We start from the raw sequence: 25,906 nt of genomic DNA, 5'->3' as shown, positions 1-25,906 counted from the left end.
CAAAATCGGACGGGCTTTTTCCTGTTTTATTCAAGAAGGCGTTTCTTTCGTTTTGCTGTAATGATCGTAGGCGAAATAGCCGCCCAATAAACCAAGTGCCGCACCTAGCGAAATGGCTGTCCCCATGAATACGGGGGAAAAGAGACTGAAAAGTACACCGCCAGTGCTTCCAAAAACCAGGCCGAGCGGAATCAAGCTGTTAAGCCAGGTTTGAGCTTCTGCTGTTTTTTTGTTATCGAGTGTCCCCTTCTTTTGCTTTGCTTTGAGGCTTTGAATCACAAAGAGCGCGATGGCCCCGACGATGACAATAGGCAGCAGGATAAAAGCAATGCCGATAGCATTTTCCATAAGAAAAACTCCTTTCATTTGCAGTCCCATTCAAAATCAGTTTTTCCAATTTTCTGTAAGAATCTATTAGTGCCCACTATAGCAATCCCTAAAACGTTTGTAAACAAATCGAAAGCAATTCTTCGTTTTTATAGCGGTCTTTCGCGGTAAATAAGGTCTAAATGCTTATAAAAAAGTGATATATTCCATCACATATAAATGTTAATCTATAGAAAACTTAATAGAAGAATATTCATATTTATCCATGCTATGGATAAAGTTAGATCGCTGTTCCGTGAGCATTCTTTTCCTATCATCCGGTATCTATTCAGTTTGAATTTCCTATAGAAAGTAGAGAACAACATGAAGTTTCTGGCAAAAGCATCCGTTTTACTGATTTTATTCACCGGCATCAGCATCGGCAGTTATTGGCTCATCTTTAGCCAAGGGTTGATCCTCGGACTATTCCTTGCTTTGGTGCTGCTCATTTTTTGTTTAGCGGTAGTAGCCCTGAGCCTCTATGGCCTCCACACCGGCCAGCTCGCCAAGCTGCGTTTGGCTAACCGGATGGAAGTTGCCAGCCTGCTGATTTTGACGGTCTACTTCAGTTCAGCGGTTGGCCTGTTTGCACTCGCCAATACCTTGATCGAAGCGAAAGATTTGACGAAAGATTTTACAGCGGCAGAAAAAACACAAACCCTGGCTTTATCGTTTTTTAACAGCGCTTCCTCCCAAAACGTCGTCGGCACAATCGAGAAAAACGGCATTGCATATTCGTATACGACTGCCACAAAAGATGAAATCGATAAAGTCGATGCACTCCTCAGCCAGGAAAAAGAGCGGATTGATGCGTTTTTCGGCAATGAAAGCAAAGGCGAGCTGACGATTGTCTTCCATGATGATTTCGACACATTGTCTGAAGCCTCCGGCATTGAAGACGCGCTGGGCTATTATGATTACTACACGCAGGAAATTCATCTCGTTCCGGACGAGTATTCATGGGACGTGACGCTGCTTCATGAATACACCCATCATCAAAGCCATCTGTTCTCCACAGAACAAGGCTTGTCGGAAACACGTCTGCCGGCTTGGTTTGAAGAAGGAACCGCTGAATACTTGGCAGGCGAAAGCAGCGACTGGTATGAAATAGAGGAAGTGGAAGCCATTGATTTTCATCTCATGGACCACAACTTCACTTTCCACGATACGTACACCCGCGACTTCGACCCTTACGTCCAAAGTTTACTCGCGGTCGAATCGCTTGCCCATGCGTATGGCGAAGACCAATTGCAATCGTTCCTCGCAGCGAAAATGCCAAGCGAATTTTATAAAATGTTGGAAGAAACAACGGAGATGAAGCTCGCTGACTTCCAAAAAACGTTTCTGGATGATCTGATCGCAGAAAGCAAAGCAAAGTCTGAAGCATACGACGCAGCCTACAAAGCGCTGGAAAATAAAAACTATAAAGAAGCACAAAGGCTGATTGATGAGCTGTCTGCAGAAGCTTCTGACGAAGAGCTGGCTCGGCTCGCTTGGATGCAGACAGACCTTTACCTCATGCAGGACCAACTGGATGAAGCGATTGCCTTTATGGAAAAACGGTTGGAAACAAGCGGCCCGCAATACCGGACGGACGATTTGATGACACTTGCCGAATTTTATGTACTCATCGATCCTAAGAAATCGTTGGAATTGATTGAGCAAGCGGATGAAGAAGCCATTGACGACTCATACGCTTACGAGCTGGAGGCATACTTAGAAGCTTACGGATTGATCAACTCCCCTTCCCTGCAGGAAGGCTATGAAATTCTTTTGGACGAAGAACTGATTTACAATGAGACCATTTTAGAGGAAGTAACGGAGAAAATGGAGAACGAGTTTCCAGCAGCTAGTTGATTTATAAACAAAAGCTTCCGCATTTGTGTGTGCGGAAGCTTTTTTAAGTGTTCTGAAAAAAATAGAAATGAAAAAGGTTTTATTCAAGAAACATCCTCTCCGTATTTTGCTCTATATCTTGGGCAAGTCCATAGCACTGCAGTGCGAATTTAAGAAGTCGATGCGCTCATCCAACTAGTTTCTCGACAACCTGGAAAAAGCTTGTCTCTTTGAAGGCAAGCTTTTTTATAGATTGGCTTTTCTATTAAACATCCGCCTGCTTCAATTTCCCACTGTCAAACCGCTTTCGCGCTGAACCGCGTGCTGCCGTGATCGGAATGTGGTTTAATGCTTTTCCTAATCCGTAGAGCGGCATATTCCCATAAAGGGATTCGTAATTTCCTGCCGGCACTTCATAAGTTTCGTGATAAATACCGACCGCGTCGTTATTGCCGATTTTTTTGTTGAAGTTTTTCCATGCAGCCAAGTGTTTGTCGTTTTTAGCATACGCCATGAGGTCTTCAGTCGAGCGCCAGTATTGGATCATGACGGTGCTTCTTAGGCCGAAATAATTTTCCATTGAGATGAACCCAAGCTCTTCCTTATGGGTATAGAGCTCTTTGATCATCCCGGGCATGGCGTTAAAAACCGGGAGCCATTTAGTCATTGCGCGGCGCTTGTTGATCCGCATGCCAATTAGAAAGACGACGATGTTTTCATTGTTTTCGGTCGTGAAACGTCCGGGGAAAACTTCTTTGCCCATTTCTATTCCTCCTTCGAAATCGCTTCAAGCGTCACGGTGCACCATTCGATTGCCGCTTTTGTCGTTCGCTTTCCGTAATCCAAGGTGAAAAGCCAATACTTCGTGTCCTCTCCTTCCCCATAATTATTTTGCAGCATCTCTTCAATTCCGGTATACGCCGCGTAGCGGGTTTCCAGCTTTGCCTTGTATTCCTCCAACTGATCAGTGGTTGTTTCTTTCGACTGGTGGCTGCCGAAAAAAAGCTTCAGCAAAATTTCATTCCGCTCCACCGGAATTTGCTCTATCGGTTCTTCGAGCCAAGTTTTCAGCACTTCTTTTCCTTTAGGCGTCAGCTCGTATTCATTTTTGCCTTGCTTCGAATCTTCGAACGATGCACTAACGGTTGCCAGGCCTTCGTCTACAATCAGCTTCAACGTCGGATAAATTTGGCCATAGCTGATTTTCCAAAAATGGTTCAGGCTTCGGTCAATCATTTGCTTGATGGCATAGCCAGACCTGCAATCCGTCGTTAATAACCCAAGAATTGCGTACGTCGTATGATTATAATTCTTCAACTCATTCACCCTATCTAAAAGATATATATCTATTAGATATATAATAACTCTTAATTGACAGAATTGAAAGTCTTTTTTGATAAAAAATAAAAAAGAACACACCTTTATCGATGTGTTCTTTCTCCACTTCTTTATTCTTGCTGATCCAATGAAAGCTCCGCGCTCTCATGGCTTCGTATTTTATTCTCTGGAAACACCCGCTTCCAAAGAATCCAAAGCGCTGCCAATAAAATAACCAGGTATACGTAAATTCCCCACGTAGTTGCCATGGCGATAAAGTGGGCCAGTACAAAACCGAAAGTCATCAGTGTGAGAACGAGCATTTTTCCCGTCCCGGCTTCCTGGGCAAACTCGAATGATGCAGAAAACGGAAATTCGTCTTCTGTCACCACTTTATGCGTAATCAAAGTTTGCAAGAGGCCGCCAAGCATGACGGCTGCAAGATCCGGTAAAATTCGCGCCGAAAAAATCCAGATAAAAAGAATAGAAACTACCAGAAAAACCGGCAAATACAACTTCACAAAAAAGGCTTTTATTGCCCCGCTATAAGCACGAGAGGTTTTTACAATCGGTGCTGCTCTGAATAGCCAGCCCCCTTTATAGCCTTCCGAAAACCGAAGCATGTAGACAAGGCTCGGAATCATGAAGTTGCAGAAATAGACGAATAAGAACATACTTCCGCCCGAAATTTCTTCCAAACCGCCTTCTCTCGGATAGGTGAAGATGAAAAGAAACGGAAAGAACAGCGACATGCCAAGCGCCGGAAAAACTTTTAATTTAAACTCCCGTTCCTTCTTCATCATCGATGCAGCAAAACGGAAGAAGATCCGTTCTTCTTTCGAGCGGCATAAGAGCTTGGCTCCGATTTCATCCACCCAATTCTTTTTCTTTTTCCGTTTTTTCGTATCGCTCAACAATTTCTCCAAATTGCGTTCAAACGAAGGCATCAACTTGGCATAGAGCCAGATGGCGACCACCGGTACTAGTACGGCAAGCACCGTAAACGCGATCAAATAATTTGCGGAATTGCCATTTAAAAACACTTCAAAAGGGGCACCGTACCAAATGGGCGGGATGAGAACATGCCACCAGCTAAACGAGTACGTCAAATTCAAATCCACAAAATCAAAGGCTCGGATCAATACTTGATAGCCCACTACCACGCCGACCGACAGCAGGATCTGCACGTAATTGATGATGTCTTTGAGTTTATCGCCATCAAAAAAGCGCAAAATCACCAAATACAATAAGGAAGTAAAGACCACGACCAATAATACGGTCAATACCAGTTCAATCAGGAAAATCACAGCAAATAGGAAACCATGCTTCACCAATCCCACTACAAACGGAATGGCGGTGAAAGCCACCGTAACAAACCCCATGTAAATCATGATGTGGACGATTTTCGCCGCCGCCATTGTCTTTCTCGAAACCGGCTTCGTCTGGATGATGTTTTTATCGCGGACATCCAGAAGGACCGCTGAAAAGTCGGAAATCATTGATGTCATCAAAATGAATAGAATCATGCCAAAAGCGAGGCTCAGCTGGAAAATATAATTCTCCCCGAGCAATAAAAACGGAATAAGGATCAATCCGTATAAACCGTAAACCCAAAGCGATTTCAGGAATTGATTGCCCTCTTTCTTCTTGCCGGTTTCATTGAAAATCGTCGGTACCCGACGTTCGTCCATCGTCAATTTGATTTGCAGGATTTTTTCCATCACCCCATAGTCTACGCCGAGCCAGATGAAAATACTTTTAAATGTGGATAGCACTTTCAACGTTTGGAATTCACGCATCCACATCGGCTCCTTGCACAATCGATACAAAATCGCGGGCTTTGCTGCGGTGCTCCGTAAAGCCCGTTAATTGATTGAAAATCCCGGAAAGCGAACCTTCCTCGCTCATTTCCTTCAGCTCTTCAAACGTCGCATCCGCCACCACTTCCCCTTTGACTAAGAGAACAATGCGGTTGCTGATCTTCTCCACCAAGTCCATAATATGCGAGGAATAAAAGATCGTTTTCCCTTGAGCTGCGAGCTGCGCCAAGATTTCCTGGATGACCATCATGCTGTTGGCATCGAGTCCGCTGAGCGGCTCATCCCAAAACAGCAAATCCGGATCGTGAAGCAGGCTCGAGGTGATCAGCACTTTTTGCTTCATGCCTTTTGAAAACGAAGAAAGCCTCGAATGGCGGGCATCCTGCAATTCGAACTGTTCGAGCAGCCGCTCCGCTTTCAGCTCTGCGACATCTCGTTCCATGCCATAAAGCTCTCCGGTAAAGATCAAATACTCCATTGCCGTCAGATTGTCGTAAGCTTCCGCATTTTCCGGAACGTAGCCGATTTTCTTTTTATACGACGGATCGCCGGATGAAATATCATGTCCGAAAATCACAACATCTCCCTGGTAATCGTCAATCAGCCCTAGCATAATCTTGACAGTCGTGCTCTTCCCTGCCCCGTTTGGCCCGATATATCCAATGATTTCGCCTTTCTTCACTTCCAAGTTGATGTTATTCAAAACGTTTTTGCCGCCATAGCTCATCGTTAAATTCTTGATCGATAACACATTGCTGTTTTCTCTTCCCATTTAAACACCCCATAAATTAATTGTGTGTTTATTCTAACATTTAATTGGGTTAAATTGGGAGTTGGTTTCGAATTATAGAAAATAAAAACGCGATTGAAGGCAGAATGTTAAACGGGAACCCCTATCTCCGTTCGTGTCGTGAAAGCGCACAAAAAAACCGCATTCGCAATATGGATATTACGGACACGGTTTTCAAAATATATATGCAATTAAGGACGCAATGTCATCCAGCTGCCCACATGATGGACCGCATTTCCTTTATAAGCAGGGTTTTCGGCAAAATGAGCAGCTACTTTCGCCAGCTCCTGATTCATAAAGGCTTCGCCTTCTTCCGCAAAAGTGATGATGCTGCCTTCATCGGTTTCTCCGGTTTCAACGCCTACCACGATGCTTTTGCCGAGGCGCTGCGCCGTGGCCATTTCGCTTTTGACGATTTCGATAATCATCGGCGCTGAATCACGGTAAGCCATGATGGTTACGCCGGCCGTATTGGCAATGACCCAATCTGCCAGCAAGCCTTTGCCGTAAGTGTTTTTGTAAGTGATTTCGTCAAACCAGAAAGGCATGTCGGCTTCCAACGGGAGACCTAATTCAGCTGTGCGATTAGCGGCTCTTTGAAGCAGCGACTGGTAAGATTTAACGGTGGCTGCCTGGTTCGTATTCCAGCCGCTGTAGAGATACGGTTCCACGTCCAGATGGACACCTGCGAACCGGCTGTCTTCCAGCGCCTCCGCTTGATAGTCGGCCACCCAAGCCAAGAAACGATCTTGGTTGATATAGCCTTTCGGCGCTGCCCATGCAGGAGCTCCGTCCAGTGCATAGACATCAATTCCAGCAGCTTTCGCCTTTTTGATGAAACTTCTATAGAGCTCTTTTGAAATGTCCCGGTCAATTTGAACATACACTTTATTTACTTGCTTAGTTTCCAAGAAGGCTAATGTTGCCGCTTCGTCGCTTACGAACATCCACGGATTCCATAGCCATGTCGCATGGACTGGCTCGGGTATTTCATTTGCATGAGCTTGGCCCGGCAGGCAAAAAGCCGCTAAAGAAAAAAATGCCATCGCAACGATCACCATATTTTTGAACATTGATTATTTTCCTCCATTCTGTGAACCGCGGCTCACAGAATGTGCGCCTGGCAGCCTGACAACCGTTCACTGGAATTCCAGTGGTTAGGCTCATGGCTTTGCGTCCTTCCCTTTCGGATAAGTTTGCCTTTTTCAGATGATTATTGCTCATTTTACTGTATCCAAATGCCCTAAATCTAAAGGCTATGGTCCTATTAATTCGCGATGTCCCTTATATTTATCATTACAATAAATGGATTCTTTAATCACCTTTCTTTTCTTTTGATACACTTATAGAAAATATAAGAGACTTTGCGAAAAGCAAGATGAAGTCGAAAGCCAAAACATCTTCACAACCGAATGGCCTTGTTGAAAAAATCTTGAAAGGAATGATAGTGATAGAACAGTTTGTCTGCAATGAATGCGGAAAAATGCATGAGGTAACGGCGACGATTTGGAAATGTACATGCGGCGGTGTCTTGGATATCGTCAGAGAAACGCCGAAGGTTGATCCCGCTTCTTGGGACCAGTATCCGAATTCACTCTGGCGCTATGTTGCAACGATGCCTTTTGAACAAGGATCGGATACCTGGAAATCCGTCACAATGGGCGAAGGCCAGAGCCCTTTGATTCTGCTGGATGCTGAAGCGCCCAATACATACGTAAAAGTGGATTACATGATGCCGACCTTATCCTTCAAAGACCGGGGCGCCGCGGTTTTGATGGCAAAAGCCAAAGAACTCGGAGCAGCCAAAGTCATTGCCGACAGCAGCGGAAATGCCGGGACAGCGATTGCGGCTTACGCAGCCCGCTGCGGCATTCCATGCGATATTTACTTGAGCGATACGACTTCTCCGAAGAAAATCGCACAAGTCAAAGCACACGGCGCCGCAATCAAAGAAATCCATGGTTCGCGTGAAGATGTCGCAGCCGCTGCCCAGCAAGCCGTCGCAGCTGAAAATGTCTTCTACGCAAGCCATGTATACAACCCGTACTTCTATGAAGGAACGAAAACCTATGCTTATGAAATTTACGAGCAGCTCGCGGAAACCCCGGACGCTTTAATCGTTCCGGTCGGCAACGGCACGCTCCTGCTCGGCGCTTACTACGGTTTTCAAGAATTGCTTGCTAACCGCTTGATTGGGAGGATGCCGAAGATCATCGCCGTCCAAGCCGAAAACTGCGCGCCGCTTGCCACGGCTTACCGCAATGGACAACAGAAAGCGGAAGCTGTGGCGAATAAAGGCACGCTTGCAGAAGGAATCGCCATTGCAGCCCCTGCCCGCTCCAAGCAAATTCTCGAAGCGGTGCGCGGCACAGGCGGGACCTTCATCGAAATCAGTGAGGAAGAAATCTTAACGGCCCGCCAGCTTTTGGCCGATAAAGGATTTTATGTCGAAGTGACATCGGCCATAAATTATGCCGGCTATTTAGCCTACAGATCAGCAGCTGAAGAGAAAATCGTCCTTCCGCTTTGCGGAGCAGGAATTAAATCAAACTAATTTCTTTCAAATAATCCTTAGCAGCCGCCTTCAACTTTGTACGCAACAAGCGTATTAAAGTCGAAGGCGGCTATATTTTTGCATGCCAAAAATACGATTGTTGTAGAGCCGCAGCAGAAAGGAATGATATACTATACTTCGGTAAAATTTCTTAAGAAAAGGAGAGGTGGTCAAAATCTTATGCGCCCCTTTCATTTCAATGGCAGCCGGATTTTAAAAACCGGGATCGCCATTTTTTTAACGGCCATCATTTGCGAATGGTTCGGCTGGCCGCCTGTCTTTGCGGTCATTACAGCGATTGTGACAATCGAGCCGACCGTCAGCGATTCCATTAAAAAAGGACTTGTCCGATTCCCTGCTTCTGCGATCGGTTCTGCTTTTGCGGTTCTGTTCATCACCTTGTTCGGGAATTCCCCGATTACGTATGCGCTCGCTGCCGTTGCAACGATTTTGGTCTGTTCCAGACTGAAGCTGCATGACGGCTTGCTCGTAGCTACATTGACAGCCGTCGCGATGATTGAAGTCATCCATGACCATGTCTTGATCGCCTTCTTTATTCGCCTCGGTACGACGACGATCGGGCTGCTGGTTTCCACGGCTGTGAATATGCTCATTTTCCCGCCGAACTACCAGCGGGACATTTTAAAAAGCATCCAGCGCATCAGTGCACATGCCGGAAGAATGCTCGAACACACTTTCCATACGACTCTTTTTGAAGGCGATACGAACCTTCCGGAAGACAAAGAGCTCGTGAAGCGGCTGACGACGGAAATCCAAAAGACCGAAAAGCTGATCCATTTTCAGCGGGACGATTTCAGTTTGTACGCAAAAGTCCGGAACCGGCAAACGGAACTTCAGATGGCGGAACGGCAATTGCTGTTTTTACATAACCTCGAATTCCATTTGGACGCGCTGCTTCGGATCCCGTCGGACCATTTAAAGTGGACGCCGGCCGAGCGGAACATCATTATGCACGCCGTGGCAGAACTTGCGGACGATTTGCAGAATTCCACGAGCTACAATCACGAAAAGCATCAGCAGCAATTAAAAATCATTACCGATTTCTTCTGGGACGACAGCAAAAGCGCTTCAACAAGTGATACGCTCCACCCTACCCTGTTTCCGCCAGAGTTCAAGATCCTGTATGAGCTCATCATGATTTACGATCTGGTGGACAAGTTTTTCAATCCGGGTACGGTGAAGGCTGCGGCAGAAGCGGAATGAAAAATAAGAATCGGCCGCACTGGTAATTTCCGGTACGGCCGTTTTCTATTATCCACATGTGTATTTGAACAATTCCTTCAATTCAGCTAAACTATTTAAATATTCGTGACGATACAAAGGAGGTCCCCTAATGGATCCGTTAACGATTCTTGAAAATCTGCATAAAACGAAGCCGGCCTTCCAGCCGATCGTGAGCGCAGAAAAACATAAAGTCATCGGCTACGAAGTGCTCGGCCGGTTTGAAGACGATGGCATTTGGATAAGCCTCGGCGATTTTTTCCACGACCCGGATGTGCCGGATGAATTTAAAATTGAAGTCGATCAGGACCTTCTGCAAAAAGCAGCAGCTGAAATGCTCGAAGCGGGCAATTCCGGATTCCTCTTCATTAACCGCAACGCCAAGCAGCTCTTAACGAACGGCGGCGAAGATTTCCTGCATACCTTGCGGCAGCTTGAGCAAAAAGGGTTCGCGATGGAACGGATCGTGCTGGAAATCACCGAGCACGATTTTGAAGAGGATTTTGATGTCTTAAACCATCTGCTTCTCTACTATAAAACGTACGGCATCAAAATCGCCGTCGACCATGTCGGCGCCAAAAGCTCCAACATCGACCGCATCCGCCAATTAAAGCCGCATATTTTCAAAATCGATACGGGGCTGATCCGCAGCAACCGCCCCGAAGTTTTTCAAGACATCATTTACACAATCACGGTGTTGGCACGCCGGATCGGAGCGGTTTTCCTGTATGAAAACATCGAAGACAGCCACCAGCTGCAGTTCGCCTGGAAACACGGCGGACGCTTTTACCAAGGTTTTTATTTAGCGAAACCGGATTTTGAGTTGGCCGATTCCTTGGCTACAGACACGAGAGCGCATGTCCAGGAATTCGTTAAACGCGAGAAATCGCTTATTGATGCCCGGCTCACGTTTTCATCCGCCTGTGAAGACAAAGTGAAAAAGGCGATTCCGGAGTGGCGCGGCGAACCCGATGCAGACTTTTTTCTCGAGAACATCAAAGCGCCTTTTAATGAAGAAAGTTTCCGGATGTACATTTGCGACGGCGAAGGCCAGCAAGTGTCTTCCAACTTCCGAAAGCGCGACGGGCACTGGGAAATCGAAACGGAGCAAAAAGGCTCGCACTGGGCATTCCGTCCGTATTTCTTAGAGAACACGATGCGCATGCGAACGCTGCACCACGGCATCCTGTCCGATACGTATTCGGATATCGAAACCGGCGAAATGATCCGCACCTTCAGCTATCCGCTGCCGGACCAGTATTTCCTATTCGTCGATATCAGCCCTTCTTATATCAACGACAAAGACTATTTACTGTTTCAATAAATGACAAAAGCCATTCCGACAGGTCATCAAGACGGCTTGCGGAATGGCTTTTTGATGTCCAAACAGATAAAGTGATTTCACCATGCCAGACTGCTATACTCCTTATTATGCAAACTTGCCATATAAGGAAGGAAGTTAGATAGATGAAATTAAGTGTATTGGACCAAGCACCTGTCACGGCAGGAAATACAGCAGAAGCAGCCATGAACAAAGCGGTGGAACTCGCCGTTCTCGCTGACGAGTTGGGCTATACGCGCATGTGGATGGCGGAACACCACGGCTCGGGTGCTTTTTCAAGCTCCGCTCCGGAAGTCACGGCTGCTTACTTAAGCGCGAAAACGGAACGAATCCGCATCGGCACGGGCGGTGTCATGATGATGCATTATTCGCCGCTGAAACTCGCGGAAGTGTTCAAAACCTTGAGCGCTCTTGCCCCGGGCCGCATCGACTTCGGCGTCGGGCGTGCACCAGGCGGCGACCACAGTTCGATCTACGCCTTGTCGCAAGGACGCCGTCCGATGACCGATGATATGTACGGCAAATTCGATACGGCATTAAAGCTGATCAACGACGAAGTGCCGGAAGAAACGCTCTACAATAAAACCATCGCCACCCCACCCCATATTCAACTGCCCGAAGCGTGGCTGCTTGGCTCAAGCGGCAACAGCGCGTACGAAGCTGGCCGAATGGGCGTCGGCTATTCGTTTGCCCAGTTCTTCACCGGCGGCATGACGAAAGACATTTTGGATTCATACCGGGCGAATTTCGTCCCTTCCGCTTTCATGGAAAAACCCGAAATCTCGGTGTCGTATTTGGTGACGACCGCAGAAACTGCCGAAGAAGCAGAATACGAAGCCTTGCCGCAGGACATTTCGCGTTTAATGCTTATGCGCGGCCGCATCATGCCGCTCATGACACCGGAAGAAGCGCAAAATTCTGCGCTCACCGAAATGGACCGCATGCAAATCCAGGCAAGCCGCAACATCCATCTAGTCGGCGCCGCAAAAGACGTCGCTGAGCAATTGCAGCAGGAACAGCAGCAATACGGCTTCGAAGAAGCGATGATCTGCAGCATCCCGCATTCGCAGGAGAAGCGTTTGGATGCGTATCGGCTGCTCGCGAAGCATTTGCTTTAATTCATTCGAAAAAAGCTGTATCCCGAGGAGGATACGGCTTTTTTCTTTGATTTCATCGAAATGACACGGTGTCGGTCGACGTTTCCGGTCGCGTTTTACTTAAAACCAACTGCGCGATGCCAAAGCCAAATGCTACTGCGAGCACCATCGTAATGAGCGAGCCGAGCAATGCGAGTTTCACTGCCATTAGGAACAGGATGCCCAATACGAGCATCGACATAATCGAGACGGAATTCCACAGAACGCGGTCTCGGACTTTATTCATCAAAGCGGGCGATGGCACTGCATCCGTTTCCGCTTTCGCTGCGGCCAAGATTCCTTTCAGCCGGCGGAGGTTGATGACCGGACCCAAAATGCTGGTGCCAAGAAGCGCCGCCAACGACACGTTGATCCAAGCGGTGCCCCATCCCCAAGCGGAAAAGACGAGATACAACGCGGGCAACAGAATCAGCACTGTGCTCATCGGAAATAGCCCGTCCGTTTTCACAGCGAGCCCCGACCAGCGTTTGACGTTTTCAGTGTCTTTCGACTGCAGCATGGACAGCATCGACAAAGCCAAAATCGCAATCGCCATAAACATGATCACCGCACCTAAGATATGAAGAAACAATACAACGTTGTAAAGCATCGTTCTTTCCTCTTCTCCAGTTCAGTCGTCTGTAAAAGGATTTCAAACTGCCGGCAATAACCGCTGCGATTCTTCTGTTTTTGTGGTGCTGCCCTCCTTTTTTCGTAATCCGCGCCAAGATGCAATTATTTTCGTAACCAGTATACGCCTCTCGATTAATAAAATCTATATGTTGTCTGAATATTATGATATTAATTTGATTAAAATGATATGATGAAGTGGAAATACCGCAATAAAATCCTCCAGAAGGCGGTGAGGCCAATGTTTGAAGAAATGCGTTCCCGGTTTGTCATCGGCATTATGACGGTCGCGGCCATTGTTTCGGTTTCTTTATTGCTGCAAGCCACGGGCAACGCCTATCTTCAGTTTATTGTTTTTCTCCTGGCTTTCTACACCGTCCTGCCCCTTTGGATTTGCAGCTCCTATTTCCGGAAGTATGGCATTAAAGTGCGCCGGATTTTTTTCTTCACAGGCACAGCGCGCTGGATCCTCCCTGTAGCCGGACTCACTCTTCTCGTCCTGGTATTTTCCATCAGCATCTACTGGCTGATGCTGCGGGGGCTCGTGTCTGTCTCCCCGGCCGCAGTCGAAATCGCGCTTACGCCGGAGCCGATTCCCAGTGAACTCTGGTACCTCATAGCGAACGGCCTTATCATCGCGATCCTCGCACCGATTGCCGAAGAATTCGTCTTCCGCGGCGTGCTCATGCACCGGCTGATCGCCTCGCTCGGTTTATGGAAAGGCATCGGTTTATCCAGCCTCATTTTCAGCGCATTCCACATCAACATTTTAGGCGCCTTCCTGTTTGCCGTAGTGGCCGCGCTCCTGTATTTAAAAACCGGGACGCTGCTCGTGCCGATTCTGCTCCACCTGTTCAACAACATCCTCTCCGTTTTCCAGTACGCCGTCAATCCCGCTTTTCCCGAATGGCTGATGGTGACAACCATGAATGATTTGTATACGAAAGCGGTGCCGAATTTGATTGCGCTCATTGCCAGTTCCGCTTTGCTGCTCTTCTTTATTCTTTGGCTCGCCCGGGATTTGAAGAAAAAAGTTTCTTGAAATAAAACATACCCGCAAGCTTTGGGTTCCGGATATAAATAAGTAAGGCATCGGTCAATCATAATTTTTATTTCGCCCTGCATAGTTTTCTGCAACTTAGGGAATAAGATACAAAACTTATTAAACTTAACGGCCTTCACAAAAATAATGGGAGCAGCCAGCAAATCGGAGGAAGACTTGAGATGACAAAAAAACAACTGACAGTCGGCGATGTGGATTTACAGTGGGATTTAGAGAAAGCAGAAGTCTTGTTTGATGGCGGAGACGTCGTGTTCTTTTGGATTTCCGCGATGGAAACGTTTTTTGACTCGATCCGGGAAATCGCCGGAACGGAAGCCACCAAACTGGTGTTGGAAACAACCGGGTTCCGCCAAGGCGTCGTCGTGGGTGAAGAATTTCTTCACATGAAAAATATCAGTACATCCAATATCATTGAATGGCTGGCCAATACATACGCCCCCGCAGGCTGGGGAAAAGTGAAAATCGTCAAGATGGACGAAGAGACGAAGCAGTTCACTTTCCACATCCAAGACGATTGGGAATACAAAATGAATCAGCGAAAACAAAAAGGGCTCGAAGGCATTTTTGTTCATGCCCATTACGCCGGCGTCTTAACCGGCCTTTTCGGCACAAACTTCTGGTACAAAACCATCCAATATCAAAACAACGAAAACCCCTACAGCATCGTTGAATATTACCCGTCCGACATCACGGTGCAATCGAACATCCATGACCTTTCGCGAAAACAGGAAGCGCTGAAGATTCAAGAACTGGAGCGAATGGTCGATGAGAAAACGATGATGCTGCAGAAACTGATAAAAGAAATTTCGTCTCCAATCATTCCGGTACTGGAAAATATCGTTGTCGTGCCTATGATCGGCAATTATGACGAAGAGCGTTCGGAAGACCTGATCCTCAATACGCTCAGCGAATTGCCGAGACACCGGGCGCATTATTTGCTGCTGGATCTGACCGGCCTTCACAAACACATTTCTGAACACACCGCGAGGCTGATCGACAAACTCGGCGCTTCTGCCCGCCTGCTCGGCATCGAAACGATACTCGTCGGCGTGTCGCCGGAACTGGCGATGGTCATTGCCCAATCCGAAAACGATTTAAATAAATTCGAATGCCTGAAAAGCCTCCAGCACGGCATCTATTACGCGCTTGGCAAAAGCGGACGGACCATTTCAAAAGCGGACTAATAATCAAATCGCCTGCCCTTTTCTTTTGAAAAGCGGGGGCGGTTTTCTTATTGAATAAACGCAGCATGAACGGAGCCCGTATTTACAGCCGCCCAGTTTTATCTTATGATTGGACGAATAGCTTAGTTGAAGGAGTGGCAACATGAACAGATCGGTAACGAAACAAATGGGCGAAGTGCTCGAAATTTTTAACAGCCTCCCGAATTGCACAGTGGAAGAACAGGAAGACGGCCGCTACCTAATCGCCAGCCGCAATCCGGTTCCTTGGAGCGATTCCCTTGAAAAGAAAGACCGCGCATCCTTGCACAAAATCGGGTACATCACGCCGCACAAAGCATCGCTCGGCCTCTACATCGATTTCCCGCATGATTATTTGGACGCAGACCGCGTCGAAGACATCATCAACCCGGAACGCACGTTGATGTATTATGCGCCCGGCGTCAAAGCGCCGACCGTAAAAAGCTGGTGGCGGTTCCGGTCCGATGACCAATTCGACAGCATCCATTTAGTGCTGCGGAAAATCGAACTGGACTTGTATGACTTCAAGCGAGAAGATTGGATCGAATTGATGCGAGAGATTACGGAAGTTCATCAGTGAATAGTAACAAAAAAACACCTCCAACGACAAGCTGGAGGTGTTTCTTTATGATCCAAACTGACCTTAATACACGATTTGATCCGCGTTCATCCCTCCACACCTTTCCTCAACCACTTCGCCGTCAACGTCTCCGCCTCCATCATCGCTTCCGGCGTGCCTTCAAACAAGACTTCGCCGCCCCGCTTGCCGCCGCTCGGGCCCATTTCAATGACCCAGTCGCTTGCAGCGATGAAGTTCAAGTTGTGTTCAATGAGGATGACGGAATTTCCTTTGTCGACGAGCCCTTGGAACACGTCCAACAGCTGCGCATTATCCTGTGTATGCAGCCCTAATGACGGCTCATCCAGCAAATAGATCTGTCCTTCTTTTTTCAAATGGCTCGCAAGTTTCAAGCGCTGCACCTCGCCGCCGCTGAGCGAACTGGTCGTCTGCCCAAGTGTCAGGTAGCCCAGTCCCACATCTTTTAACGTATCCACTTTTTTGATGATTTTCGGCATTTTCAAATAGTCATTAGCTTCGTCGATCGACAGCTCCAAAATCTCTACGATGTTTTTACCCAAATACCGGTGCGATAAGGCTTCGTCGGAATACCGCGTTCCTTGGCACGCTTCACAAGTGACGGTCACGGGATCCGCAAATGCCACGTCCGGCGTGGTGACGCCTTTTCCTTCGCAGACCGGACAAGCACCGAGTGAATTAAAGCTGAACAAGCCTACCGGCTGTCCGGTTTCTTTTGCGAGAATCGACCGGATGTCATCCATGATGCCCATGTAGGTTGCGAGTGTCGAACGGCTGGACGTGCCGATGCTGCCTTGATTCACCGCGATGGTTTCAGGGTAGTTGTCCGCAAATGCGCCGAACAGCAGCGAACTTTTGCCGGAACCGGAAACCCCGCATACCGAAACCAGCACGTTTTTCGGAATTTCCACGCTGACATCCTTCAAGTTATTGGCCGAGGAATTTTTGATGGAGAAGTGCCCGTCCGCCTTTCGCGGATTTTTGTTGATGATGACTTTATGATCCAAATCGGTGATGGCGGAAGCTTTCTTCAAGCCGTCCTGTGTGCCTTGATAAACCACTTCGCCGCCGCCCACGCCCGCTTTCGGACCAAGTTCGATGATTTCATCCGCCGTTTTAATGACTGCCAAATTGTGTTCGATCACGACAACCGTATTGTAATTGTCCCGTAAATCTTCCAGCATATGCGTCAGCATATCAATCTCTTCCGAATGAAGCCCGGCACTCGGTTCATCGAAAATATACGTGATGTTGTTTAAACTGCTGCCGAGGTGGCGGGCAATTTTCACGCGCTGCGCTTCCCCGCCAGACAACGTCCCCATTTTCCGTGAAAGGCTCAAATAGCCCAAGCCAAGATCCACCAGCTGTTTGACACTCGGATAGGCTTGCTCGGCAATCGACGTACCGACCGGATCTTTTATGTTTTCGAGTTCCCCGAGCAGTTCCGTCAGTTCCAGCCATGCATAATCCGCGATGTTGAGGCCATTGATTTTGGATTCCAGCACTTTCGGATTTAACCCGGAACCTTCGCAAGTCGGGCACGGGGTGTGGGAAGTCACTGCCAGCACATCATCCTGGGAAACGTTTTTCAGCTTCGTGAGATCCCGGTTGATGTACAAACGAATAAACCGGGGCAGAATGCCGTCCCATTCGATGTTTCGGCTCCCCACTTTGTAGTAGTACCTGCTAAATGCCTGTTCGCCTTCCTTCGGGCCATAGACGAGCAGATTGTATTGATCTTCCGGATAATCTTGGATGGGCAGATCCGGGTCGAACAAGCCGCCGTCCACCATCCACCGGCCTTGCCAGCCGGGAGGTGCGAGCGGTTTGAATCTCACCGCACGCTCCCGCAGCGATTTTGAGTGATCAATAAGTTTATGGACATCCGGTGCCACGATTTCACCGAATCCGCTGCATTCCGGGCATTTCCCGAACGAACTGTCACTCGAAAACTCAGTGGCTGAGCCGATCGATGGGCTGCCAATCCGTGAGAACAGAAGCCGGACGAGCGGATCAATGTCCGTATACGTGCCTACTGTTGATCTCGAATTGCCCCGCACCGGTTTCTGTTCCACCACGACCACCGGACTTAAATTCTGCATCAAATCCGCTTTCGGCCGCTCATACCGCGGCATCTGATGCCGCACATAAAGCGGGTAATTCAGTGTCATCTGCCGTCTGCTTTCGGTTGCGAGCGTATCAAATACGATCGAGCTCTTCCCCGAACCGGACAGCCCCGTAAACACATTTATTTTTTCTTTCGGTATATTCAAATCGATATTCTTCAAGTTATTTTCACGGAGCCCCCGCAAAATGATTTCATCTCTTTTATCTGGCATTTTGAAAGCCTCCTCCAAAATTCGATCAGGGTTTCCCTGCTAATTAGAAGGGTTCCCTGTTTTGGGTAGGGTTACACAAGTGGATATAAAAAAATCCGCCCTATAGTTGAATGAACGGATTTCTGGTTATGAATTTACTATGGAGCAGCAGAATGCCAAAGAATTAAATATTTTATATACAACCTCCAACAAGCTGTATAATATTAGAATTAGTTAAGGTATAAAAAACCATTTATTCGTTATCGATTAGTAATTATTACTTAAATTCAAGGAGAATATTATGTCATTATTCAACGGTCAGTTGAAAAGAGATGCAATTGCAGAATATGAATCTGCATATAAAAAACACGAAAAGAGCATGGAAAGCTTAGTAATAGAATCAGAAAAACTTCAAGTTAAAAAAGAAAGTCTAAAAGAAGCTATAGATTACGCATGGGAATTTTTAAACAGTATGAAAAACAAACCTGAAAAATTTTTAGTGCAAGTGGAACAAATTCGTATTGAATTTAAGAAATTCGAGAATGCTATCTATCAGATTGAGCAGGAGTTCGAAAAAAATATTAAAACATCTGCAGGATTAGGTGCAGCAGGTGTGGCAGCCGGCGCTGGTGTGGCTGCCTTAGGACCAACTGCTGCAATGTCCTTAGCTATGACGTTCGGCACGGCTTCAACGGGAACAGCAATTTCGACTTTAGGCGGGGCTGCCGCTACAAACGCTGCACTTGCCTGGTTAGGCGGAGGCGCTCTTGCAGCTGGAGGCGGAGGAATTGGCGCTGGCTCGGCTTTTTTGGCATTGGCTGGGCCTGTAGGTTGGGCAATAGGCGGTACAGCTTTAGCAGGAGCAAGCTTATTTGCCAGAAGCAAAAATAAAAAAGCAGCAGAAGAAGCTTTTTCTAAGGCATATGAAATTAATAAACACACAAATATTTTAGAAGCAACCTCAAAAGAAATTAAAAGTTCAGCAACTATAGTTTGTGAAACAAATACAGAGTTGCAGCAGTTAGTTGAAAAAGTTCAAGCCTTAACCAAGACTTATCAAAATGATATAAAAAATTTCCAAGATAATGATGTGGTTATGTCATTGTTAATGGTGTTAATCAATAATACAACTTCAGCAGCTGAGCTAATTAATCGGCCAATTGGGGCTGAAAGTTAGGAGTGAGGAAATAGTGCATTTTACAGATTATCTGGATGATAAGTATGGGAATGATTTGAAAGATATTCAAAGCGGAAAATTAACATCTTCTCATATAGATAATTTACTTAAGCAATATAAAGAAATTGTATTGATTAATCTCATTCAACAATTTCAACTTGGACCTATCTTTGATGCATACCAACGTGGCGGCAATGTAACTACACTTCATAACGCTGAAAAATATGTATTTGCAAATTCGCAGGATGAACAGCGTTTCATGCAAAATTATTCACAAGACCTAAGAAAAGATCTTTATGAGTCGGGTTTTAAACAAAACCGTAAAAAAACTTTTCAAAATAGCATAGTAATAACAGACGATTACACCGGAAAAGTACTAAATAAAGATGGACGTACTCATCGAGATCATATTGTTTCCGCAAGTGAGATTCAGCAAAATAATGCTGCCAGATTGTATATGTCTGACCAAGCTCGAGGTGAAATGTCGACAGATGAAAAAAACCTTGCTTGGACAGATGGGAGCTTAAACCAGTCAAAAGGCGAACATGATTTAATCAATTGGATGAATAAAGATAGTAAAAAAGATTCCACTATGACTAACAAAGAATATTATGATCTCGATCAAGAGAAAGTTGAGACTCAGTACAAAGAAGCTCGACAACACATTGACGGTAAAATTAAGAAAGAGAAAGCAAATTACTATGTTAGGAATATTACTAAGACTGGCCTTAATCAAGGTTTCACAATGGGCCAAAAACAGGCAATCGGTTTAGTTATATACGAATTTCAAAATGCCCTAATGATTGAGATGAAAACCTATTTCAAAAAATACAAAACACTTCATACGATAGAAGAAAAAACCAGTGAATTTAAGCAAGCATGTAAAAATGTATCTATACACATGATTTCAAAATAAAAAGAATTCTTAGTTTCCTTCTCTGATGGTTTTATTAGTGGCTTCATTGGAAATTTAATTACCGTCTTTATAAATACTTTTGCAACCACAGCAAAAAATTTAGTGCGCATCTTAAACGAAGGTATGTATGGATTATTAAAAGCAGTGAAAATTTTAATTAACCCGCCTAAAGACATGACTAAAAAAGAAGCACTTTTGGAAGCTTCAAAGATTATCTCAGCCTCAGTTGTAACAACAGTTGGAGTCATTCTCACAGAATCTTTTGTCACGTATTTACTAACAACCCCCTTTGCTCCCTTTGCTCATTTAATTGGAGGAGTCTTGGGCGGGATACTGACAGGCATAGTTTCGGTAACTGTGGTATATGCAATTGATCATTATGCAGAAATTCTAGCAAAGTTAAAAGAAATGATGAATTTATTAGTATACGACTCAAGAGTAAGTGCTACTGAAATAAGAAATGAATATTATTTAGCAATACAATTATTAGATGAAGAAATTCAAGAAGTACTCAAGAAAATATATCTTGAATATGAAGAGCTTCATTTATTAACTAGAAATGCATACAACACCAATTTTTCAAATAGAGAGTTAGCAAATAACAGCTTAAAGTTAGCAAAAAAGCTAGGTGTAAAAGAAGAAAAGATAGTAAGTACAAAAACAGAAGTAATTAATTTCTTCAATAATTGATTTCATATAGTAAGTAACAACGTCGATTTAATTTCCCTATCATAACCGGAAGAAAATCACTTACATTAGCTACTTATTAAAAAGAAGCGCCCAATAAAATTTGGGCGCTTCTTCCTTTATACATTCCATTCTATGTTCTTATCATAACCAAAATAAATCGTCTTAAAACTCCTCATGCGTCGCCGGATCCATCCCGAACAACCTGCCGTCCGGCCGCGTCATTCCAGCAATCGCCTTCATTTCCTCTTCGCTTAACTCAAAATCAAAAATGTTGATGTTTTCCCGCTGCCGCTCTGGCGAAGTGGAGCGCGGAATTGAAACCGAACCGATCTGGTATTGCCAGCGCAGTACGACTTGCGCAATCGTTTTATGGTGGGTTTCGGCAATCTTTTGAACCGTTTCCTCCGACATGATATCGGCTGCTCTTGCAATCGGGCTCCAGGACTGTGTTTGAATCCCGAGCTGTTCATGCACGCGCCGCTGTTCTTCCTGGTTAAAGAACGGATGCAGCTCCACCTGATTAATGCTTGGTGTAACCCCTGTTTCCTGAATAATGCGCTCCAAATGTGCCGGCAAGAAATTGCTGACACCGATCGAGCGGACCAGTCCCCACTTCTGCGCATCAATCAAAGCTTGCCACGCTTCTACGTAAAGATCCTGTTTCGGAAGCGGCCAATGAATGACGTATAGATCGAAGTAATCAAGATTCGAACGGTACAGCGATTCCTGAATCGCAACCATTGCCTTCTCGTAATTATGATAACGCCCTGGCAGTTTCGAAGTGATCCACAACTCTTCGCGCGAAATGCCGCTGCGCTTGATGCCTTCCCCGACGGCTCCCTCGTTCTCATAATTATAAGCCGTATCGATCAGCCTATAACCGGCGTTGATTCCGCTGCTCACCGCATTCGCTCCGGCATTGCCCCAAAGTCCATATGTACCGAGCCCCGTCACCGGCAATTTCGTTCCATCATTCAATGTCACTTCTGGTATCGCTTTTTCCATTCACTTTCACTCCTCTCAAGTATAGTTCAAGAGTACTCTTAAGGAGGTGTGAACTCAAATTATTCAGACTTTAATATGTAATCTACCAGAGTGAAGTTATATAAATGATTTATAGAAAAACAGAGCTAATTAAAACGTTAGGAAATTTATAGAGAAATAGATAAAGTTCTTTCACATGGAGTAGATTGAAGTAGGAAACTAATAGTGATAAGCGCCGTCACCTTCTCCACGGTCTAACTACCTCCTCAATTTCAGCCTTTAAACCAAGGATTAATTTACTGACCTCTTTCACTTGGCTATTGCCCCCTTCCTTCTCAACCTGGAAGCAGGAGCGGCTGGGCGGGGGATCCGTTAAGAGAAATACATCCACCAAACCTTTCGCGTGAAAATCCCTTGCAATTGAAACGGGAACGATTGCCCACATCCCTTCCTCTTCCAAAAAGTCTCCGAGCATTTTTGCCGTATCTATTTGGATAAAGGTATTGCTCGTCGGTCCCCAATGTTTTTCATGCCAGATTTGATAGTTCATCCCCCAATTGATAAATAGTTGTTGCTTCGGGTTCAACGAACTATTGTCCATTTCATATTGGGTTAGCCCTGGATTCTTTTTCTGGATTAATACCATCTGTTCCTCGAACAGCTTTTGAACTTTGACGTTTTTCAAAACTCGGTCCTGCAGGGAAAATCCGATGTCGATGTTTCGCTGGTCGATCAAATAGTAAATCTCATTGGATTGATGCGTATGAATAGCCAACCGAGTATCGGGCAGCCGATGGACGATTGCTGAATAGATATCTCTTAATACATAGTTGTGGACACTGTCTACTGCACCGATGCTAATAGTCGCTTCTGCGCTGCCGGACTTTAAATTCTTCGTTTCTGAATACAGAGTCTCAAACCTCTCGGCAATTTGGTAAAAGCGTTCTCCTTCGTTTGTCAAAGTCACGCTTTTGACGCCTTTTTCCCGGTTCAATAACGTCACATTGTATTCTTTCTCGATCGAATGAAGCCGTTGGCTGATGGTTGATTGCGATACATACAAATGCTCGGCCGCTTTCGATAAACTGCCCAACCTAATAATCGCGAGAAACGATTCAATTTGGCTGTAATTCATGCTTCCCACCTCATATATCTGTTTTCCTTATATTTAATACCAATAAATTTAATTTTACACTATTTGTTTGAACTCCTATACTTAAAACAGAAAGTTATTTCTTAATTTTCTTACAAAGGGGGAAGCTTTATGAAATGGTGGTTGAATTTGCCGTTATATACGCAAATCGCAATCGGAGGAGTAATCGGTATCATCGTCGGGTTTTTATTAGGGGAAAACGCAAAGTACTTAGAACCCGTTGGAACGTTGTTTATCAACCTTTTGAAAATGTTGATCATCCCGCTTGTCGTAACTTCAGTTCTTGCGGGAATTTTGAAAATGAAAGATGCTAAATCAGTCGGAAAAATCGGGGGAGGATTTTTGCTGTATTTAGTTCTTACAAGTTTCATCGCTACATCATTCGGAGTCATCGTGGCACTTATTTTACAACCAGGAAAAGGGCTTCAATCTTTACTGGACCACGGGGAAACTGTAGAAGCGGCAGAATTCAGTTTTGTCGAGCATTTCATGACGTGGATTCCGACGAATATCTTCCAGTCCCTCGCAAATATGGACATGCTGCCAATTATCCTTTTCACCGTTTTCATTGGATTGGTCATGATTACTTTGGGAGAGAACAGCGTCCCGACCGTTACAAAGTTTGTAAATGAGAGCGCTAACATCATGCTCAAGCTGACAAGTTACGTAATCTTGCTTGCTCCATACGGCATATTTGCCCTGCTTGCGAGCTTGGTTGGAACGTTCGGATCGGAAATGCTTTCTGCTGTTATTAAATTTGTTATAGCGGATTACATCGCATTGATTTTGGTTCTTTTAATCGTTTATCCGATTATCCTTAAAGTCACAACAGGCTTAAATCCAGTTCAGTTTTATAAAAACATCTATCCATCCATGCTTTTTGCTTTTACTACCTCAACGAGTACCGCGACCATTCCGGTCTCGATGCAGGTGTCTAAAAATAATTTAGGAATCAGCCAAAAAACGTCCGGCTTTACTATTCCTTTTGGAGCCACTGCCAACATGGACGGCTTTGCAGTAGCCATTGGAGTTATTTCAGTGTTTGCAGCCAATTTGTACAACATCCCGATCACGATTGGCATGATTCTGCAATTTGTTTTATTGGGCCTTGTTTTATCCATTGGGGCTGCAGGTGTACGTGGTGCAGGTATTGTCATGTCGATCGTGCTTCTTGAAGCGCTAGGAATGCCGTTATTGATCATCCCGATCCTAGCAGCGATTTGGCCGGTCATCGATATGGGGCATACCACTCTTAATATTGCAGGAGATTTGACTGGAACTACCGTTGTCGCTAAGAAAAATGCTGATTTAAATGAAGCTGTTTTTAATTCTACCAACAATCCAAAAATCGATACATCAAGTGAAGAAGTATTCTAAGAAAAGCATTGAAAGGTCGTGTGTCGTATGTCAGAACGCAATACAGAATTTTTCCCGCAGGAGCTCCAGGATCAGTTAAACGATCGCTTTTATTTTTTGAAGCAAGATGTATATGGCAATGACCGTATTTTTTTTGAAAACGCAGGCGGCTCCTTGCGTTTAAAGGCGGCAGTTGATGCTCAAGCCAAGTACTCAGCATTTCCAGATTGCCCAGAACGCAATCATGACGTGGCTTTAGATATTCGCAACGTCATTGCACAAGGAACGGAAGACATCCGCTTGTTCCTGAATGCTAAAGACGGGGCGATCGCTTCATCGCTTACTGCTTCGAAAATCATGTTTGAAATCATCACTGCAGTCGCTGCTTCAAAATCCGGCGGAAATATTGTCACGACAGCAATTGAACACCCATCATCCTTCGATGCCTGCCAATTTGCTTCAGAACAGTATAATCATGAACTGCGCGTCGCAGCAGCGGACCCGGCTTCCGGAAGCATACCGCTTTTAAATATCCTTGAGTTGATTGACGAAAAGACGGTGTTAGTATCGGTTATTCTAACTTCAAACATTACGGGAGCGATGCATGATATTAAAAAATACGCAAAAGCAATCAAAGAAAAAAATCCCGACACGGCCATTGTCGTAGATGCAGTTCAAGGGGCACCTCATGGCGTGATCGACGTCGATGATTGGAAAATTGATGCGTTGAACATAGCGCCATATAAAATGTTCGGCAACCGCGGAGTCGGTTATGCCTACCTTTCAGATCGCATCGCTTCCCTGCCGCACCATCGCTTGCTCGCAACCGATGCGGATAATTGGAATGTCGGCAGCCCGACGCCTGCTCATTTCGCTGGATTTACCGAAATCATCCATTACATTTGCCACATCGGCAGCTACTACACTGAATCAACAGATCGCCGAACTTTAATCGTCGAAGGGATGAAACGTATTCACTTGCAAGAACAAGCGATCCTCCATCGTTTTCTTCATGGCTCTGCGGATGCGATGGGCATCAAAGACATGCCTGCAGTCACCATCCATTTCGAAGAAGCAAATGGAATCAACCAAGATCTGATCTTAGCGCTGACTTTCGAAAACATGTCCTGTGCCGAGGCCGTCCAGAAGTACGGCGAACACAATATTCTTGTTTACGCCCGAGAATCCAGCAGCCATTACTCCAAAAGAATTTTGGAAGCGGTCGAGCTTAAAGAAATCGTAAGAGTGTCACCGATTCATTGCCATTCGAAAGAAGATGTGGATGCATTTTTAAAAACGACTCAAGAAATCATACTTGCAGCTAACGTACATTCCTAATGTTAAAAGGCTTTCTCTTCAGCATCTTTTGATTCTAAGGAGAAAGCCTTTTGCTTTTCTTTAAAATGATTTGAATTA

Annotated in this window: 23 protein-coding genes and 1 riboswitch; of the genes, 13 read left to right on the top strand and 10 right to left on the bottom strand. The window is 45.5% G+C overall.

Translation table 11 applies throughout. The features are described 5' to 3' along the window. Positions 1-30: 30 nt before the first annotated feature. The gene (locus MTR82_RS15765) at positions 31-348 is read right to left on the bottom strand and encodes a hypothetical protein (protein ID WP_246809821.1); all 318 of its coding nucleotides are present in this window, start codon (positions 346-348) and stop codon (positions 31-33) included. A 342-nt stretch (positions 349-690) separates the two neighbouring features. On the opposite strand from MTR82_RS15765, the gene MTR82_RS15760 reads away from it, so the two are divergent. After that, positions 691-2,223, top strand: a complete 1,533-nt coding sequence (locus MTR82_RS15760) for a tetratricopeptide repeat protein (protein WP_246809820.1) — start codon at positions 691-693, stop codon at positions 2,221-2,223. A 244-nt stretch (positions 2,224-2,467) separates the two neighbouring features. Here MTR82_RS15760 and MTR82_RS15755 read toward each other — a convergent pair whose 3' ends face one another. From MTR82_RS15755 to MTR82_RS15735, 5 genes are all read right to left on the bottom strand, one after another. Continuing rightward, positions 2,468-2,965, bottom strand: a complete 498-nt coding sequence (locus MTR82_RS15755) for a DUF4188 domain-containing protein (RefSeq protein ID WP_246809819.1) — start codon at positions 2,963-2,965, stop codon at positions 2,468-2,470. Between the two features lie 2 nt (positions 2,966-2,967). Further along, positions 2,968-3,519: a PadR family transcriptional regulator gene (locus MTR82_RS15750; protein ID WP_246809818.1), complete on the bottom strand. Its 552-nt coding sequence runs from the start codon at positions 3,517-3,519 to the stop codon at positions 2,968-2,970. 131 nt (positions 3,520-3,650) lie between these two features. Then, positions 3,651-5,318 (bottom strand): hypothetical protein, encoded by a 1,668-nt coding sequence (locus MTR82_RS15745; RefSeq protein WP_246809817.1) that lies wholly within the window; start codon positions 5,316-5,318, stop codon positions 3,651-3,653. Then, on the bottom strand, positions 5,311-6,111 hold the full coding sequence (locus MTR82_RS15740; RefSeq protein ID WP_246809816.1) for an ABC transporter ATP-binding protein: 801 nt from the start codon (positions 6,109-6,111) through the stop codon (positions 5,311-5,313). The genes MTR82_RS15745 and MTR82_RS15740 overlap by 8 nt, the downstream gene beginning before the upstream one ends. Before the next feature lie 209 nt (positions 6,112-6,320). Continuing rightward, positions 6,321-7,202, bottom strand: coding sequence for an amidase (locus tag MTR82_RS15735; RefSeq protein ID WP_246809815.1), 882 nt, complete (start codon positions 7,200-7,202; stop codon positions 6,321-6,323). A gap of 46 nt (positions 7,203-7,248) precedes the next feature. After that, positions 7,249-7,340: riboswitch (cyclic di-GMP riboswitch) on the bottom strand. 239 nt (positions 7,341-7,579) lie between these two features. Here MTR82_RS15735 and MTR82_RS15730 point away from each other — a divergent pair. From MTR82_RS15730 to MTR82_RS15715, 4 genes are all read left to right on the top strand, one after another. After that, on the top strand, positions 7,580-8,683 hold the full coding sequence (locus MTR82_RS15730) for a threonine synthase (RefSeq protein WP_246809959.1): 1,104 nt from the start codon (positions 7,580-7,582) through the stop codon (positions 8,681-8,683). Positions 8,684-8,863: 180 nt separating this feature from the next. Next, on the top strand, positions 8,864-9,907 hold the full coding sequence (locus tag MTR82_RS15725) for an aromatic acid exporter family protein (RefSeq protein WP_246809814.1): 1,044 nt from the start codon (positions 8,864-8,866) through the stop codon (positions 9,905-9,907). Positions 9,908-10,037: 130 nt separating this feature from the next. Continuing rightward, positions 10,038-11,249: an EAL domain-containing protein gene (locus MTR82_RS15720; RefSeq protein ID WP_246809813.1), complete on the top strand. Its 1,212-nt coding sequence runs from the start codon at positions 10,038-10,040 to the stop codon at positions 11,247-11,249. A 143-nt stretch (positions 11,250-11,392) separates the two neighbouring features. Beyond that, positions 11,393-12,385 carry an MsnO8 family LLM class oxidoreductase gene (locus tag MTR82_RS15715; RefSeq protein ID WP_246809812.1) on the top strand — a complete coding sequence of 331 codons (993 nt, stop codon included), beginning with the start codon at positions 11,393-11,395 and terminating at the stop codon, positions 12,383-12,385. Positions 12,386-12,437: 52 nt separating this feature from the next. Here MTR82_RS15715 and MTR82_RS15710 read toward each other — a convergent pair whose 3' ends face one another. Then, complete coding sequence (locus tag MTR82_RS15710; RefSeq protein WP_246809811.1) at positions 12,438-13,013, bottom strand: DUF2269 family protein; 576 nt, start codon at positions 13,011-13,013, stop codon at positions 12,438-12,440. Between the two features lie 261 nt (positions 13,014-13,274). On the opposite strand from MTR82_RS15710, the gene MTR82_RS15705 reads away from it, so the two are divergent. The 3 genes from MTR82_RS15705 to MTR82_RS15695 all read left to right on the top strand — a co-directional run bounded on the left by MTR82_RS15705 (position 13,275) and on the right by MTR82_RS15695 (position 15,878). Then, complete coding sequence (locus MTR82_RS15705; protein WP_246809810.1) at positions 13,275-14,075, top strand: CPBP family intramembrane glutamic endopeptidase; 801 nt, start codon at positions 13,275-13,277, stop codon at positions 14,073-14,075. A 182-nt stretch (positions 14,076-14,257) separates the two neighbouring features. Beyond that, on the top strand, positions 14,258-15,280 hold the full coding sequence (locus MTR82_RS15700; RefSeq protein WP_246809809.1) for an STAS domain-containing protein: 1,023 nt from the start codon (positions 14,258-14,260) through the stop codon (positions 15,278-15,280). A 142-nt stretch (positions 15,281-15,422) separates the two neighbouring features. Continuing rightward, on the top strand, positions 15,423-15,878 hold the full coding sequence (locus MTR82_RS15695; protein WP_246809808.1) for a hypothetical protein: 456 nt from the start codon (positions 15,423-15,425) through the stop codon (positions 15,876-15,878). Positions 15,879-15,964: 86 nt separating this feature from the next. On the opposite strand, the gene MTR82_RS15690 is transcribed toward MTR82_RS15695, so the two are convergent. Further along, positions 15,965-18,235 (bottom strand): ATP-binding cassette domain-containing protein, encoded by a 2,271-nt coding sequence (locus tag MTR82_RS15690; RefSeq protein ID WP_246809807.1) that lies wholly within the window; start codon positions 18,233-18,235, stop codon positions 15,965-15,967. Positions 18,236-18,515: 280 nt separating this feature from the next. Here MTR82_RS15690 and MTR82_RS15685 point away from each other — a divergent pair, with 280 nt between their 5' ends. The 3 genes from MTR82_RS15685 to MTR82_RS15675 all read left to right on the top strand — a co-directional run bounded on the left by MTR82_RS15685 (position 18,516) and on the right by MTR82_RS15675 (position 20,997). Continuing rightward, on the top strand, positions 18,516-19,391 hold the full coding sequence (locus MTR82_RS15685; protein WP_246809806.1) for a DNA polymerase III subunit gamma/tau: 876 nt from the start codon (positions 18,516-18,518) through the stop codon (positions 19,389-19,391). A gap of 13 nt (positions 19,392-19,404) precedes the next feature. Further along, the gene (locus tag MTR82_RS15680) at positions 19,405-20,307 is read left to right on the top strand and encodes a hypothetical protein (protein WP_246809805.1); all 903 of its coding nucleotides are present in this window, start codon (positions 19,405-19,407) and stop codon (positions 20,305-20,307) included. A gap of 102 nt (positions 20,308-20,409) precedes the next feature. Beyond that, positions 20,410-20,997, top strand: coding sequence for a hypothetical protein (locus MTR82_RS15675; protein WP_246809804.1), 588 nt, complete (start codon positions 20,410-20,412; stop codon positions 20,995-20,997). Between the two features lie 162 nt (positions 20,998-21,159). Here the strand turns inward: MTR82_RS15675 and MTR82_RS15670 are convergent, their stop codons facing one another. Then, positions 21,160-22,002: an aldo/keto reductase gene (locus tag MTR82_RS15670; RefSeq protein WP_246809803.1), complete on the bottom strand. Its 843-nt coding sequence runs from the start codon at positions 22,000-22,002 to the stop codon at positions 21,160-21,162. Between the two features lie 217 nt (positions 22,003-22,219). Then, entirely contained in the window at positions 22,220-23,116 is an 897-nt protein-coding gene (locus MTR82_RS15665; protein WP_246809802.1) for a LysR family transcriptional regulator, read from the bottom strand. Positions 23,117-23,245: 129 nt separating this feature from the next. On the opposite strand from MTR82_RS15665, the gene MTR82_RS15660 reads away from it, so the two are divergent. Both MTR82_RS15660 and MTR82_RS15655 read left to right on the top strand, forming a co-directional pair. Next, entirely contained in the window at positions 23,246-24,511 is a 1,266-nt protein-coding gene (locus MTR82_RS15660) for a dicarboxylate/amino acid:cation symporter (RefSeq protein WP_052652815.1), read from the top strand. Positions 24,512-24,538: 27 nt separating this feature from the next. Next, entirely contained in the window at positions 24,539-25,828 is a 1,290-nt protein-coding gene (locus tag MTR82_RS15655; RefSeq protein WP_246809801.1) for an aminotransferase class V-fold PLP-dependent enzyme, read from the top strand. Positions 25,829-25,906: the final 78 nt, after the last annotated feature.

The organism is Planococcus ruber, from assembly GCF_022819085.1.
GTDB classification, from domain to species: Bacteria; Bacillota; Bacilli; order Bacillales_A; family Planococcaceae; genus Planococcus; species Planococcus ruber.
This window is presented reverse-complemented; position numbering and strand designations above follow the sequence as displayed.